Genomic DNA, 15,396 nt, shown 5'->3' with positions numbered 1-15,396 from the left:
TTTTCGCACAGGTCCTTGCGCGCGCGTTTCTCTGGTCTGGGCGCGCATCGGTGGCGTATATCCCTTGAAACGCAACGTCGCAGAGGACCCCCATGGCCCGACCCATTATCGGCATCATTTCGAACCACCACGTCATCAATGATGAGTACGAGGTGCAGGCTGCGGGCCTGATAAACATCTCGGCGGTGGCAGATGTGGCCGAAGGTGTGCCGATGCTGATTCCGGCCGAACCGAACAAGGTGCGGATTTCCGACCTGTTGGAGCATTGCGCCGGTTTCGTGTTCACGGGCGGACGGGCCAATGTGCATCCGGAAGAGTATGGTGAGGCGCCCACGGAAGCGCATGGTGATTTCGATCGCAACCGCGATGCGGTGACGTTGCCCCTGATCCGGGCCTGCGTTGAGCGTGGTCAGCCCTTCCTGGGCATTTGCCGTGGCTTTCAAGAGGTGAACGTGGCGATGGGCGGATCGCTTTACCCGGAAATCCGGGACCTGCCGGGCCGCGACAACCACCGCATGCCCCCCGATGGTACGCTTGAAGAGAAGTTTGCCCTGCGCCACGATGTGACCTTTTCCGAAGGCGGTGTCTTTCACCGTTTGATGGGGCGTCAGTCTGTGCCCACCAACACATTGCACGGCCAGGGGATCAAGCATCCCGGACCGCGTGTCATCGTGGATGGTCATGCGCCTGACGGCACCGCCGAGGCGCTCTATATTGATGGCGCACCGGGCTTTACCCTGTCTGTCCAATGGCACCCCGAATGGAACGCGAAATGCGATTCCGTTTCGCGCCCATTGTTCGAAGCCTTTGGCGATGCGTGCCGTGACTGGGCAGATGGGGGCCGTGCGCGCCCGGTTTTACGCTCGGCTTAAGCGTGCGTTAACCATGGCGGGGGCAGGGTGACGCCATGCCTCGCTATGTTTGCTCTGACAGCCCCGATGTCACCTATTTCTTCACCGTGCGGGCCGCGTCGCGCGGCACGGACCTCTTTCTACGCGAGATCGACCCGTTGCGCGCGGCCATGCGCAAGACCAAGGATCGGTATCCGTTCGACATTTCCGAGATCGTGGTGTTGGGCGATGTGATCCACACGCTGTGGCGCTTGCCGGATGGGGATGCGGATGTCTCTGTCCGCTGGCGCATGATCAAAAGCCTTTTTTCGCGGGCAGTGGACGCCCCCGCGGCTGTGCCTGGGCAACACTTGCGCCCCGGTGAAAAGGGCGTGTGGCAACGCCGGTTTTGGGAATATGCGATCCGGGATGCAGACGACCTGGCGGCACATCGGCACATGATCTGGACGGCCCCGGTCCAGGCCGGGTTGGTGAAACGACCAGAGCAATGGCCGCACTCGTCGATACACCGCGCGGTCGCGCGGGGGCACTATGTGCCTGGCGGTCAGGTCGGTGCCATGCATCTACCGTTGCGGGCGCACACGACAGGTGCACCCAGCAAGTTGCGCGATGCGGTGGCGGCGGCGCCATCGTAGGACGCAGGCGGCCTGCGCCCTATACCGTTTGCCCGCCCGAGATCTGGATGCACTGTCCGTTGATGCTTTGTGATCCGGGGCCAGTGAGCCAGAGTGCTGCGGCCGCGACCTCATCCGCGTCCAGCAGGCGCTTGTGCCGGTTGGCGTTGATCATGACCTTTCGGGCGTCCTCGCTGCTCATACCCGTGCGTTCCGCAATGGCCTCTTGATTGCGGTCCACGATGGGGGTGTCGACATAGCCGGGGCAAAGCGCGTTGAAGGTGTAGGGTTGGCCCATGTAATCTTCGCTCAGGGAACGGATCAGGCCGATCAGCCCGTGTTTCGAGGCCGCATAGGCCGCGGCCCCCGGCAGACCGCGCAATCCCGCGATAGAGGACACTGCAATCACCCGGCCCCAATCGGTCTGGCGCATGCCCGGCAGGCAGGCTTTTATTGTCAGAAAAGCACCATCAAGATTGGTCGCCATCATATTGCGCCAGAATTCAAGGTCCGTCTTGTGCACGGCGCGCCCTTCGGCGATGCCCGCATTGGGCACGCAAATCTGGATGGGACCGCGGGCCCTGGTCACGGCAGCAACCGTATCGTTCACGGCGTCCTCGTCCCGGACGTCCATCGCCACACCGAACACGCCGTCGCCTGCAACCTGGTCCAAAACCTCCTGCCTGCGGCCCGTTATGGTCACCTGAGCGCCCCGTGCGGCAAGGGCTTGGGCGATGGCCAGGCCAATGCCCGTGCCTCCCCCGGTTACAAGGGCGTGTTTGCCGGAAAGCGATGTGGTGTCGGTCATAGCGTGGGATCCCCTTGGGCGGTGGCAGCATCGCCAGATTGCGCCCATGGTGCCAAAGCATCAATCACCTTTGTGTGCGTGCTGCGGCAATGGGATGCGCTGGACCGGACATGCGTTGACAGGGCAGGGAAGCTGGCCTTGAACTGGCGCGTATGACCCTTTGCGCTCGCCAATCGTGACCAACCTTCTGCATATCCCGCCGGTGTGGCTTGTCTTTTGCCTGTTCGTGGCGTGGTGTCAGGGGCGTTTCGTGCCACTGGGGATGAGCGTCGATCATCCCGTCACCCATGCGATGGCTGGGCTGATGATCGGGGCGGGGTTGCTGTTGATGGCGGCGGCCCTTTTGGCTTTCTGGCGCCACAGGACCACCGTCATACCGCACCAGACGCCAAGGCGCCTGATCACCGATGGCGTTTTTGCCCGGACGCGCAACCCCATTTACCTTGGTGATGCGCTGCTCTTGGCGGGTTTTATCCTGCGATTTGATGCGGTGCCGTCGCTGATCCTTGTACCCATTTTCGTGTGGTGGATCGAAAAACAGTTCATCATCCCGGAAGAAGACCGGATGCGTCGCGAATTTCGCGCGGAATTTGCGCGGTACGAACAAAAAGTGCGTCGGTGGGTATAGATTTTTGCAGATATTGCGTGGATGACGCAGGGGCGCTGCTTGTAACTCGGACGGCGGTTGGGTAGTGGACAGCGCACGGCGCTGCGCCACATAGCCTTTGGGTTTTGCCCGAAACTGACTGCCACGACCAGATGGGGGTTCTTCGAATGAAGATCGGAACACCAAAAGAGATATTTGAAGGAGAGCGCCGCGTCGCCATGACGCCTGACAGCGCCGCCGCCTTGCAAAAACTTGGCCATACTTGTGTGGTTGAAACGGGCGCGGGCGCCGAGGCGGGTTTTGCCGATGCCGATTACAAGGCTGCTGGCGTTGAGGTGGTCAAGACCGCTGCGGCCTTATGGAAAGCTGCCGACGTGGTCGCCAAGGTCCGTGTGCCGGACGCGACCGAGATGAAGCGGCTGCGCGAAGGGCAGACGCTGATCTCGTTTTTCAGCCCCGTCGCGGACGAGGCAAAGATGGCGAGTGCCGCCAAGAAGGGCGCGACCGTCATCGCCATGGAAATGATCCCTCGGATTTCCCGCGCCCAGAAGATGGACGCGCTGTCGTCCATGGCGAACATTGCGGGCTATCGCGCGGTGATCGAGGCAGGCAACAATTTTGGCCGCTTCTTTACCGGCCAGATCACGGCGGCGGGCAAGGTGCCCCCGGCCAAGGTTCTGGTTGTGGGTGCGGGTGTTGCGGGTCTGGCCGCCATCGGGACATCAACGTCGCTGGGTGCCATCACCTACGCCTTCGACGTGCGCCCCGAAGTGGCCGAACAGGTCGAATCCATGGGCGCCGAATTTGTCTATCTCGACTTCGAAGAAGAACAGCAGGATGGTTCTTCCTCGGGTGGATACGCTTCCGTCTCGTCGCCCGAATTCCGCGAAGCGCAGCTTGCAAAGTTCCGTGAACTGGCGCCGGAGGTGGACATTGTCATAACGACGGCCCTGATCCCCAACCGCGAAGCACCCGAGCTGTGGACCGAAGACATGGTCGCCTCGATGAAGCCAGGGTCGGTCATTGTGGACCTGGCGGCCGAAAAGGGCGGCAACTGCAAGCTGACCGTCATGGACGAGAAGATCGTGACCGAGAATGGCGTGACCATCATCGGCTACACCGACTTCCCCAGCCGGATGGCAACGCAGGCCTCCAGCCTCTATGCAACGAACATCCGTCACCTGATGACGGACCTGACGCCGGAAAAAGACGGCGTGATCGACCACGACATGGAAGATGACGTGATCCGCGGGGCGACCATTGCCCATGGGCAACACGTCACCTTCCCGCCGCCGCCACCCAAGGTGGCCGCGATCGCCGCGGCCCCCAAGAAGGAGGCGGCCAAGGAACTGACGCCCGAGGAAAAGCGTGCGGCCGAGACGGCGGCGTTCAAGGCGCAGACCAAGAACCAGGTCACATTGCTGGCCATCGGTGGGGCACTGATCCTGCTGGCTGGCCTTTATACGCCTGCCAGCTTCATGCAGCATTTCATCGTCTTTGTGCTGAGCGTGTTCATCGGCTTCCAGGTCATCTGGGGTGTGGCACACAGCCTGCACACGCCGCTGATGGCCGTGACCAACGCGATTTCCTCAATCGTGATCCTGGGGGCGCTGATCCAGATTGGATCAACGTCGGGGGTCATTACCTTCCTGTCGATCTTTGGGGTCTTTATGGCGTCGATCAATATTTTCGGCGGCTTCCTCGTGACACGGCGCATGCTCGCCATGTTCCAGAAATCCTAAGGAGTAGGCGCAATGGAACTCGGATTTACCACTGCCGCCTATGTTGTTGCGGCTGTTCTTTTCATTCTGAGCTTGGGCGGTCTGTCCGGTCAGGAAAGCGCCAAGCGGGCCGTCTGGTACGGCATCGTGGGCATGTTCATCGCCGTTGTGGCGACACTGATCGGCCCCGGTCACGGCCTGTGGCTGTTGTCACTGGTGCTGATCGCGGGCGGCGCTGCCGTTGGCTATCAACTTGCCACCAAGGTCGAGATGACGCAGATGCCCGAGCTTGTGGCGGGGATGCACGCGCTGGTCGGTCTGGCCGCTGTCTTCATCGGCTTCAATGCACATATCATGATCGGCTTTGTGGACCATCATCTGGCCGAGAACGGGGCCGCTTTGGGGGGTGCGATCGTAGACGGCCAATGGGTCCAGTCGGTTGAAAAGTCGGTGCTTGAACCGCTTTCGGCCTTTGGCCAGTTGATTGCCAAGAAGACATCCGTCGAGATCACGATCCTGCAGATTGAACTGGTCCTGGGCATCTGGATTGGCGCCGTCACCTTCACAGGCTCTTACGTGGCCTGGGGCAAGCTGTCGGGCAAGGTCGACAGTTCCGCCACCAAGCTGCCAGGCGGCCATATCCTGAACGCGTCTGCTGCGGCTGCGTCGCTGGTGCTTGCCATCGTCTATTTCAGCACAGGCAGCGTGCTGTCCCTGATCCTGCTGACGCTGCTGGCGCTGTTCATCGGCTGGCACTTGATCATGGGTATCGGCGGGGCTGACATGCCTGTCGTTGTGTCAATGCTGAACAGCTATTCAGGCTGGGCGGCGGCGGCCATCGGCTTCAGCCTCGGCAACGACCTCTTGATTGTTGTGGGCGCGCTTGTCGGCTCGTCCGGTGCGATCCTGTCCTACATCATGTGCAAGGCCATGAACCGGTCCTTCGTCTCTGTGATCCTGGGTGGCTTTGGTGGTCCTGCGGGTGAACAGATGGCCGTGGAAGGCGAACAGATCGCCATCGAGGCGGATGGCGTCGCCACGGCGCTCAACGAGGCGGACAGCGTCATCATCATCCCCGGTTACGGCATGGCCGTGGCGCAAGCCCAGCAAGGCGTGGCCGAACTGACACGCAAGTTGCGTGCGGCCGGCAAAGAGGTGCGGTTCGCCATCCACCCCGTTGCCGGTCGTCTGCCCGGCCACATGAACGTGCTGCTTGCCGAAGCCAAGGTACCTTATGACATCGTGCTGGAGATGGACGAGATCAACGACGATTTCCCTGACACGGATGTCGCCATCGTCATCGGTTCGAACGACATCGTGAACCCGGCCGCGCAGGACGATCCGAACAGCCCCATCGCCGGGATGCCAGTGCTTGAATGCTGGAAGGCCAAGCAGGTATTTGTGTCCAAGCGTGGCCAAGGCACGGGCTACTCTGGTATCGAAAACCCGCTGTTCTTCAAAGAGAACACGCGCATGTTCTATGGCGATGCAAAGGCGTCGATCGACAAGCTGTTGCCGATGATCGACTGACGATTTGACGCGCAGGGTATCCTTGCGCTGCGACTGAAGAAAAAGGCGGGTCAACGGGCCCGCCTTTTTTTCATCGCGCAATTGCGTTTCGGTGATGGTCGGGGCCAAATGCCGACATGGCCGTGCAAGAGCGACATCAAGAGGCGGCAGCCGCCGCGACGGGCTTTGTTCACGACATGGCGGCCCATCTGGCGCTGTTTTTCGAGCGGAGCACCGACCGACTTGTCGTGACTTTCGACAACCTTGAAAGCGCCAATGCGCCGGTCCCCCACTACCCTTGGGAATATGGATTTGTGGATCGCATAGGGGCGTCGCATCTGGGCGTGATGATGGCAGGGCCAGCGGACTGGTTTCGGCACAGCGACGTATGGGCGATGTTCGACGGTCTGCAGGCCGATGGTTTTTTCGACCGTTTTGCCGAGGTCGTGTTCTACGGCAGTTCCATGGGTGGCTACGGCGCGTTGACCTTTGCCCGCGCGGCGCCCGGGTGCCGCATTGTCGCGCTGGTCCCACAGACGCATCTTGATCCATCCGTCGTGCCATTCGAGACACGCTATGATGATGGGTTCCGTCAGGGCGACTGGTCAGGCTCGTATCTGGATGCCGTTGACGGGGCACGGTGTGCGGCCCGGGTCTACGTTCTTTATGATCCTTATTTTGCCCCCGATGCGCGCCACGTGGCGCGTCTGGACAAGGGCAACCTTGTGCCGTTGCGCTTGCCGTGGTCGATCCATCATGCGGGCCCTGTTTTGCGGCGCACAGGTCAGATGCAAACGGTGGTGCGCGCCGCCTTTGACGGTGATCTGACCGCACGCGGGTTTCGCCGTACCGTGCGGTCGGCGGATCGCTCGGGCATGCAGGCACGTCTGGTGTTGCGCGCCGGGTTGGACAGGGGGCACACGGGTCTTGTGGCGCGTGCCTTGGCGCAATTGCAGACCAGTCACCCGGACTGGTCCTTTCCGGTCTTGCAGGACCGAGCCCGCAGGGCCTTGGGGCAGGGCGCAGGCCGGTGACGCAGTGCAATCCACCGAGGATGTCGCCATGGTATACAATTGCATTCACATAAGACATTGAAAAGTATAATTAAAATACTTTGCCTTTACAGGTTATTGCATTATATGCGCTCCAAAGACGTGCCGGAGCAGCCATGGCCCCCATCGAAGATCATCCCCTGCGCTACAAGCTGGCGAATGAGCTGCATGCGCGCCCGTTTCCATCGATGCGCGCGCCTTGTGCTGTGGCATATGTCGCGTTCAAGCAGCCGGAGATGGCCGCCAACCGTGACAGGGCGCTGGATGTTGCGCACCTTCAGGCCTTGCTGGACCGACATGGCGCGCCGCATCCACAGCCCGGCGCCACGCATTATTACGGCCAGATCGGGCGGCATTGGCTGAAATGGGAACAGCACACGGAATTTGTCACCTACACCATCTTCTCGGAAGGGGTCGAAGACCGCCCCTTTGATCCACGCGCCTTCGATCCGTTCCCGCAGGACTGGTTGGAAGATGCACCCGGCCAACGGGTGACGTCGATCCTGATCCGGGTCGAGCCGCGACGCGCGGCTGACAGCATTCAGGACAGTCTGAACGAGTGGTTTGTGCCCGAAAGCCTTGCCGTCAGTTCAGTCCTTGAGGACGCGGCGGTGATCGGCGGAGATTTCCGCATCGATCAGAACGGGCACATGCGGTTTGCCGTCTTCGCCTCAGAAGGCACAGGCCAGCGTCGCGTGGGCCGGATCGTGCAACGGCTGTGCGAGATCGAGACCTACAAATCCATGTCGATGCTGGGCTTTGCCCGCGTGCGGTCCATGGGCGCGCAACTGACGGCCCTGGACACACGGTTGATCGAACTGGTGGAATCCATGTCGGGCGAGCGGTCCGAGGCCGAAGCGACATTGAAAGCCCTGTTGGAGATTTCAGCCGAGTTGGAAACGCTCGCGGCCCAATCATCCTTTCGGTTCGGTGCCACCTGGGCTTACGAGGCCATCGTGAACGAACGGATCGAAGCGCTACGCGAGGCGCGGTACGAGGGGCGCCAGACCTTTGCCGAATTCATGATGCGACGCTACCAACCTGCCATGCGGACCGTGAGATCTGCCGAGGATCGGTTGGGAGCCATGTCGAACCGGGGTGTGCGGGCAGCCAACCTTTTGCGGACGCGTGTGGATGTGGAACGATCCGCCCAGAACCAGGCCTTGCTGGAAAGCATGGACAAGCGATCGGACCTGCAATTGCGTCTGCAACGCACCGTTGAGGGGCTCTCGGTTGTGGCGATCAGCTATTACGCCGTGTCGTTGGCTGGCTATTTGCTGTATCCGCTTGAGGCACCGACAGGCTTGTCCAAGGGCATTCTGACGGCGCTGGTGACCGTGCCGGTTGTCCTGTTGGTTTGGGGTATGATCCGCCGCTTGCGCAAGGCAGTCGAAAAGTAACCTCTTGGGCCATTGCCAATCGGCCGTCCGAAACCTGTTCTTAACGTGGATCGGGTTTTGTGCGTTCTGTCTTTTCTGTGGAGGTTCATATCAAACATCGAGACATCTCTGCGGGTGCGGTGCGCGCGGTTTGCGCTGCCGTGCTGACCCTTCTGGTCATGGTGTCCAAACCTGCGGGCGCAGCTGCGGAAGATATCACGGTTTGGGTCTATCACAACTATCCCCCGTACGTGGTCGATGCCGAGGCGGAAGAGGGCCTCAGCTATGACCTGGCCCGCGTACTGACCGACATGGCGCAAGGGCATTACAGGTTTCGCGTCATGGTCCTGCCGCGCCAACGCCTGAACCAAAACCTTGAGGCCGGGCAGCCGGGCATGGTGGCGTGGGTGAACCCGGTGTGGTTCGGGGACCAGGACCGGACCCGGTTTCTTTGGACCGATGCCATCCTGAGTGACCGGAACAGTGTCATCTCTCCGACGGGCATTGCGTTTGACTACACCGGACCACGATCGCTGACTGGAATGACCATGGTCGGCATTCGCGGGCACCGGTATCAGGATGTGGACCGCCTGGTGGCGCAAGGGCTGGTTGACCGGGTTGACGTCCGGTCCGAACACAGCCTTGTGCAGTTCATCGCCAGCGGACGCGGGCGGGTGGCCATCATCGCGCATTCGGCTGTGCAGTATTACGTCCAGGATCTGGGCCTTGCCGCCAACGTGCATGTCTCGGACACGCCGCATTCGCGGTATCAACGCCACATCATGATCCAGCCTCGGTTGGGCGCTCTGCACCGCTTTGTTCAGAACGCGCTGCCGGACCTGCTGCGCTCGGGGGAGTGGGCGGCCATCACCGACCGTTATGGTGTTTCACTGTCCGCTTCGGCAGAGCCATAGCGGACCGCAGTACCTTGCCCGGTCTGATGGCAGGTTTCAGCGCCCCCGGATCCGCGGATCCAGCGCGTCGCGCAAGCCGTCGCCCAGATAGTTCACGCTTAACACGGTCAACGAGATCATGATGCCGGGCAACATGACCCGTTCGGGGTATTCCTGCATCCGTGGCACCGCATCTGACAGCAGCTTGCCCCAGGTCGGGAAGTCAGACGGGAAGCCAACGCCCAGGAAAGACAGCGCGCTTTCGGTGATGATTGCCGTGGCAAGACCCAGCGTCGCAGATACGACGATGGGTGAAATCACGTTGGGCAGAAGATGCCTGCGGATGATGGCGCTTGACGACGTGCCGATGGACCGGGCCGCGAGGATGAACTCGCGTTCCTTCAATGCAAGGATGTCACCACGCACGATCCGGGCGGTGGGCATCCAGTTGGTCAGACCGATGACCCCCACGATCAACACGAACATGCCCGCCTCGGGTCCGCCGAATGTGTTCGTCAGGGGTTGGCGGAACAATGTCACGGCCAAAAGAACCAGTGGTAGGATCGGCAGCGACAGCACCAGGTCGGTGAACCGCATCAGCCAGAAGTCGAGGCGACGGAAGTACCCCGACAAGACGCCGATCAGCGTGCCGATCAGCAGCGCCAGCAGCATCGCGGCCCAGCCGACAGCCATGGACACGCGCCCGCCCGCGATAATGGTGGCGAGGATGTCGCGGCCCAGATTGTCCGTCCCCAATGGGCGGTTCCAGCCGACCTTGGCCGAACTGTCCCACAGGCCAACCCAGATCGGGCGCATGTCGCGATTGCGGATGTCCAGCGCCTGGGCATCTATCGCCCAGATGTAGGGCCCCAGGATGACAGCCAGTGTGATGAACAGCAGGAACGCACCGCCAAACATCGCGCCCTTGTGGCGACGGAACTGGTACCAGACGTCCCGCCATTGGCTGGACGGGGCGGTCGTGGCCGCCTTGTCCTGCAGGGCAGTGATGAATTCGGCGTCGGCCTCTGGACCGGATGGGACAGGTTCAGTCATAGCGGATCCTCGGGTCGAGCACACCGTAGAGCACGTCTGCGATCAGGTTGAAAAGCACGATCAGGATCGCGAAGATGAAAGTCAGCGTCATGACGCCGGGCAGGTCGTTGGCAAAAAGCCAGGTCAGCAGCAGCTGCCCGATGCCATTCACCTTGAATACGTTTTCGGTGATGATCGCACCCCCGAAGATGGCAGGCACGCCAAGGGCGATCACTGTCACGACCGGGATCATCGAATTGCGCACCACGTGCACCATGACCACGACACTTTCCTTAAGCCCCTTGGCCCGCGCGGTGCGCACATAGTCCTGGTTCAGGTTGTCCAGCATCGCGCCGCGCATGTAGCGCGAGATTTGCGCCGTCGTTTGCAGCGCCAACACCATGACCGGCATGATCATCTGTTGGAACTGGATTTTGAAGCTGGCCCAGTCATTGACCACATGGGTGGTGTCATAGATCGAAGGCAGCCAGCCCAGATAGACTGAAAAGATCACGATCAGCAGCGGGCCGGTGAAGAAGGGTGGGATCGAGAAACCGATCATCGTCACAAATGTACCGGCCTGATCAAAGACTGAGTAGTGGCGGTAAGCCGAATAGATGCCGATGGGCAGGGCGATCAGGATGCCGACGACGTAAGCCAGGCCCACAACCCAAAGCGTTTGGGGAATGCGCTGCACAACCGTGTCCATCACGGGGCTGCGTGTCTGCCAGGAGAGAATGCGTTGCTTGCCTTCCGAGAAGGACGTGCCGAACCAATGATCGACCAGCACTTGCGGTTCGACCCAGAAAAACTGGACCAGCCATTTCCAGTACTGGATGTACCACGCCTGACCAAGGCCAAGCGCCTCGCGCATCTTCTCTTTGACTTCGGGGGGCACGGTCAGCGGAACCTGGGCCATGGGATCGCCGGGCGCAAGCTGGAGCAGTCCGAAAATAACGAAGCTGATGAACAAAAGCGTCGGGATCGACAGGATCAACCGGCGGATCGTGAAGGTCAGCATATAAGGCCAGTCCTTTTGCGGAGGTCTTTTTGTCGTTGGTCAGAAAAGGTGGGGCGGGCGCGAACGCCCACCCCGAGGGAAATCAGTCGATCCGATACCAGTCGGCCGTGTTCCAGATTTCGCTGTCCCAGACATTCAGTTTGACGCCGCCCAGCGTGTTCGAGTGGGCGGAAACACGGCCACGGTGCACAAGCGGCACGATGGTGAATGTGTCCTTGGTCAGCATGTTGTTCATCTTGATCGCGATTTCGGCGCGTTTCTCGATTTCACCGGTACGGGCCAGCTCATCGATCAAAGCGTCATATTCGGGATCGCAGAAACGGTTGATGTTCTCACCCTGCCACTGGGACGCGGGCTTGGGTTCGTTGCCACAACGATAGGCCGCCAGGTATTGCTGGGGGTCTGTGCCGTTGAACGTGTTGGCGTACATTTCCACGTCTGCATAGAACTTCTGGAAGGTGTCGGGCGAACCGGGGTCGCCACCGAAGAACACGGAGGCATCGAGGTTGCGCAGTTCTGTTTCAACGCCGATCTCGCTCCACCACTGCTTGATCAGGGCCTGGAAATCCTGACGCACGGCGTTGGTCGAGGTCTGGTAAAGGATGTTCAGCTCAACACCATCCTTGTCGCGGATGCCGTTGCCATTGCTGTCGACCCAACCGGCTTCGTCCAACAGCGCCTTGGCGCCTTCGATGTCCTGTTCAAAGCAGTGCTGATCGCCTGAGGCGAACATGTCGGGTGCGGGGACCAGATCGCAGGTGACTTTACCCGCTTGACCATAGCCGACTTCGACCAGCAGGGCGCGATCGATTGCCATCGACAGGGCCTTGCGGACGTTGATGTCGCTGAGGAACGGGTGGGGATGCGCAACGGTCGCGCGCTCGCCTTCCGGCAGGTCAGGCGACGGGTCCGTCAGGTTCATTTCCAGACGTTCCACCAGCGGGCCGAAGCCTGCGATCGCCTTGCCCTGGCCAGCCTCTTCCATACGGGAGATCACGTCGGGTGCCAGTTGCAGGTTCCAGGCATAGTCAAATTCGCCGGTTTCCAGCACGGCGCGGCCTGCGGCCGTCGCGTCGCCGCCGCCTTTGAAGGTCACGCGGGCAAAGGCGGGCTTGTCAGCCTCGCGGTAATTTTCATTCGCGACCATGGTGATCACGTCATTGGGGCGGAATTCTTCGACCTTGAAACCGCCCGTACCGATGGGGTTGAAGTTGGCCTCGGTGCACTCGGGGGCCTTGGCGCCCAGGCAGTCGGCAAATTGTGCGGCCTGGATGATGGGTGACTGGCCGCCGACGAATGGGCCGTAGGGGTTAGGCTTGGGTTGGTTGAACGTGACCTTGACCGTCAGGTCGTCCAGCGCTTCCACATTTTCGACACCGTCGAAAAAGGATGCCTGGGCACAGCCGCCTTCGGGGTGCATGCAGTATTCAGCGGTGAATTTCACATCAGCGGAGGTAAAGGGCGTGCCGTCCGACCAGACGATGCCTTCCTTGATCTTCCAGGTGATGGTGGTGAGGTCCTCGCTCACGCCGCCATTGCCGACGGTCGGGATTTCCGTGGCCAGCCAAGGGGTCAGCGCGCCGGTTTCGTCATAGCGGGCAAGGGGTTCGATGACCATCGAAGCGGATTCGATGTCTTTTGTGCCGCCCGACAGATAGGGGTTCAGGATGGACGGGGCTTGCCAGTAGATGATGCGCAGCTCGCCGTCCGAGCCACGCTCGGCAAAGGCGGCAGGGGCCAGCGCAGTGGCGGCCACGGCACCCATCAAAAGGGGTTTCAGGGACATATCATACTCCTTGTTGGACCGCAGGTTTGTCCTGCGCGTCAGGTTCGCGCCGCACGCTTTGCGGCACACGTCCGGCTTGGGATTGGCAAGGACTACGTGTTAACCCACGGTTTCCCCGTGATTTTTACTCTTGGCCCCCCAAGCGCACCCCGATATCGAAACAGCTTTTGGGGAAAATGCAAGCGTTGCGTGCGGTCAACGATGAAATTCGTAGGTGATTGTTTGACAGTGCCTGTCCCTTCGCCCACTCTTCAAAAAAGTCGAGCCGAAAAGGCTCAATCGCGGGGATAGAAATGCTCGATCAGACTGATACGTCGCCAATCGCCAACATTCAGAATTTGCGGGTAGAATTCCAGACCAAGGACGGTCCGGTCGTGGGGGTCGAGGACGTCTCCTTCGAGGTTCACCCGGGCGAAACCGTTTGTATCGTGGGCGAATCCGGGTCTGGAAAGTCTGTGTCGTCGCTGTCGCTGATGCGACTGGTCGAGTTTGGCGGCGGCGAAATCGCCGGCGGGCGCCTGGTCTTTGATCGCAAGGATGCGGATAGTATTGACCTGGCCGCAACCAATCAGGATTTGATGCGCACCATACGTGGCAACGAAATCGGAATGATTTTTCAGGAACCGATGACGGCGCTGAACCCGGTTTTCACGGTGGGTCGTCAGTTGACCGAGGGGCTGCGCCTGCACCGCAACCTCAGCAAGGCGCAGGCTGAAGAACGCGCGCTGTCGCTGCTCAAACAGGTCCGCATTCCCGAACCCGAGCGCCGCCTCAAACAGTATCCGCACGAATTGTCCGGCGGGATGCGCCAGCGCGTCGTTATCGCAATGGCGCTGGCCTGCGAACCGCGCCTTCTGATTGCGGATGAACCGACCACAGCGCTGGATGTGACCATTCAGGCTGAAATCCTGGCCCTGATGGACCGCCTCAAGCGCGAAACCGGCACTGCCGTGATGTTCATCACCCATGACATGGCCGTTGTGGCGCAGATGGCGGACCGCGTCGTGGTCATGTTCCGCGGCAACAAGGTCGAAGAGGGGCCCGTTGCCGAGATTTTCGAGAATCCGCAGCACCCCTATACCAAGGCGCTGCTCGCCGCTGTGCCGAAACTGGGCGAGATGAGCGGCAAGGCCTATCCCGAACCCATGAAGCTGCTGGGCCGCGACCAGGGAGAGATCAAACCGATCCCGGGCACGGAAGACAAGCTGCTTGAGGTCAGAAACCTGACCACGCGTTTCCCGGTACGCGGCGGATTTTTCCGCCGGTTGGTGGCGAATGTGCATGCGGTCGAGGACGTGTCGTTTACCCTCAACAAGGGGCAGACCCTCAGCCTTGTGGGCGAGAGCGGCTGCGGCAAGTCATCCGCCGGGCGGTCCATCCTGCGGCTGGTCGAGCCCCAAGCCGGCCACATCATGCTGGATGGCACCGACATCATGGCGCTGAACGACCGCGATCTGCGCGATGCGCGGCGCGACATGCAGATGATTTTCCAGGACCCGTTCGCGTCGTTGAACCCACAGATGCAACTGGCCGATCAGGTCGCCGAACCCATGCAGAATTTTGGCATGTTCAAGGGCGACGAAGGCAAGAAACGGGTCGAGATGCTGTTTGACCGCGTGGAATTGCCGCGCAGCTTCATGCGCCGCTTTCCCCATGAATTGTCTGGCGGCCAACGCCAACGTGTGGCGATCGCCCGCGCGCTTGCGTTAAACCCCAAGCTGATCATCGCGGACGAGGCGGTGTCGGCGCTGGATGTGTCCGTACAGGCGCAAGTGTTGAACCTGATGATGGAACTGCAGGCTGAAATGGGCCTGTCCTTCCTGTTCATCAGCCATGACATGGCCGTTGTGGAGCGCGTCAGCCACTATGTGGGTGTCATGTATCTGGGCCGGATCGTTGAAATGGGGCCGCGTGCGCGCGTGTTCGAAAATCCCCAGCACCCCTATACGCAGGCGCTGATGAAGGCCGTGCCCATCGCCGACCCGCGCCAGCGCAAGGCCGAAAAGGACCTCAATTTCAAGCCAATCCCGTCACCGATCCATCCGGTGGATTATGAACCCGCGCCATCAGAATACAACGAAGTCGAGCCGGGGCATTTGGTGCTGACAACAGACAGCGGGTAT

At 60.8% G+C, this 15,396-nt stretch carries 12 protein-coding genes and 1 pseudogene; 9 read left to right on the top strand and 4 right to left on the bottom strand.

Features of this window, described 5'->3' with window-relative positions:
* Positions 1–92: 92 nt before the first annotated feature.
* Both Q0844_RS04780 and Q0844_RS04775 read left to right on the top strand, forming a co-directional pair.
* On the top strand, positions 93–872 hold the full coding sequence (locus tag Q0844_RS04780) for a gamma-glutamyl-gamma-aminobutyrate hydrolase family protein (RefSeq protein WP_299042664.1): 780 nt from the start codon (positions 93–95) through the stop codon (positions 870–872).
* A gap of 35 nt (positions 873–907) precedes the next feature.
* Positions 908–1,486, top strand: a complete 579-nt coding sequence (locus tag Q0844_RS04775) for a transposase (RefSeq protein ID WP_299042662.1) — start codon at positions 908–910, stop codon at positions 1,484–1,486.
* 19 nt (positions 1,487–1,505) lie between these two features.
* Here the strand turns inward: Q0844_RS04775 and Q0844_RS04770 are convergent, their stop codons facing one another.
* A complete protein-coding gene (locus Q0844_RS04770; protein ID WP_299042659.1) occupies positions 1,506–2,273 on the bottom strand; it encodes an SDR family oxidoreductase in 768 nt (255 codons plus the stop codon).
* A gap of 175 nt (positions 2,274–2,448) precedes the next feature.
* Between Q0844_RS04770 and Q0844_RS04765 the strand changes: the two genes are divergently transcribed.
* The 6 genes from Q0844_RS04765 (at position 2,449) to Q0844_RS04740 (ending at position 9,455) form a co-directional block, all read left to right on the top strand.
* Positions 2,449–2,901 (top strand): methyltransferase, encoded by a 453-nt coding sequence (locus tag Q0844_RS04765; RefSeq protein ID WP_299042657.1) that lies wholly within the window; start codon positions 2,449–2,451, stop codon positions 2,899–2,901.
* A gap of 146 nt (positions 2,902–3,047) precedes the next feature.
* Entirely contained in the window at positions 3,048–4,622 is a 1,575-nt protein-coding gene (locus Q0844_RS04760; RefSeq protein WP_299045209.1) for a Re/Si-specific NAD(P)(+) transhydrogenase subunit alpha, read from the top strand.
* A gap of 12 nt (positions 4,623–4,634) precedes the next feature.
* Positions 4,635–6,131, top strand: coding sequence for an NAD(P)(+) transhydrogenase (Re/Si-specific) subunit beta (locus Q0844_RS04755; RefSeq protein WP_299042656.1), 1,497 nt, complete (start codon positions 4,635–4,637; stop codon positions 6,129–6,131).
* A 116-nt stretch (positions 6,132–6,247) separates the two neighbouring features.
* Positions 6,248–7,144, top strand: a complete 897-nt coding sequence (locus Q0844_RS04750; protein WP_299042653.1) for a hypothetical protein — start codon at positions 6,248–6,250, stop codon at positions 7,142–7,144.
* A 134-nt stretch (positions 7,145–7,278) separates the two neighbouring features.
* Positions 7,279–8,562, top strand: a complete 1,284-nt coding sequence (locus Q0844_RS04745; RefSeq protein WP_299042651.1) for a DUF3422 domain-containing protein — start codon at positions 7,279–7,281, stop codon at positions 8,560–8,562.
* Between the two features lie 140 nt (positions 8,563–8,702).
* Positions 8,703–9,455, top strand: a complete 753-nt coding sequence (locus Q0844_RS04740; RefSeq protein WP_299042648.1) for a transporter substrate-binding domain-containing protein — start codon at positions 8,703–8,705, stop codon at positions 9,453–9,455.
* A 36-nt stretch (positions 9,456–9,491) separates the two neighbouring features.
* Here the strand turns inward: Q0844_RS04740 and Q0844_RS04735 are convergent, their stop codons facing one another.
* From Q0844_RS04735 to Q0844_RS04725, 3 genes are all read right to left on the bottom strand, one after another.
* Positions 9,492–10,487 (bottom strand): ABC transporter permease, encoded by a 996-nt coding sequence (locus Q0844_RS04735; protein ID WP_299042647.1) that lies wholly within the window; start codon positions 10,485–10,487, stop codon positions 9,492–9,494.
* Positions 10,480–11,487 carry an ABC transporter permease gene (locus tag Q0844_RS04730; RefSeq protein WP_299042644.1) on the bottom strand — a complete coding sequence of 336 codons (1,008 nt, stop codon included), beginning with the start codon at positions 11,485–11,487 and terminating at the stop codon, positions 10,480–10,482. Before Q0844_RS04730 ends, Q0844_RS04735 begins: the two co-directional genes overlap by 8 nt.
* Positions 11,488–11,569: 82 nt before the next feature.
* The gene (locus Q0844_RS04725) at positions 11,570–13,273 is read right to left on the bottom strand and encodes a peptide ABC transporter substrate-binding protein (protein ID WP_299042641.1); all 1,704 of its coding nucleotides are present in this window, start codon (positions 13,271–13,273) and stop codon (positions 11,570–11,572) included.
* A 293-nt stretch (positions 13,274–13,566) separates the two neighbouring features.
* On the opposite strand from Q0844_RS04725, the pseudogene Q0844_RS04720 reads away from it, so the two are divergent.
* Positions 13,567–15,396 (top strand): annotated as a pseudogene (locus Q0844_RS04720) (ABC transporter ATP-binding protein); the annotation flags it as partial.

Origin of the sequence: uncultured Tateyamaria sp. (assembly GCF_947503465.1) — a bacterium.
In the GTDB taxonomy this organism is placed as follows: domain Bacteria; phylum Pseudomonadota; class Alphaproteobacteria; order Rhodobacterales; family Rhodobacteraceae; genus Tateyamaria.
The sequence above is the reverse complement of the archived record's forward strand: the minus strand, read 5'-3'. Positions and strand labels throughout refer to the sequence as shown.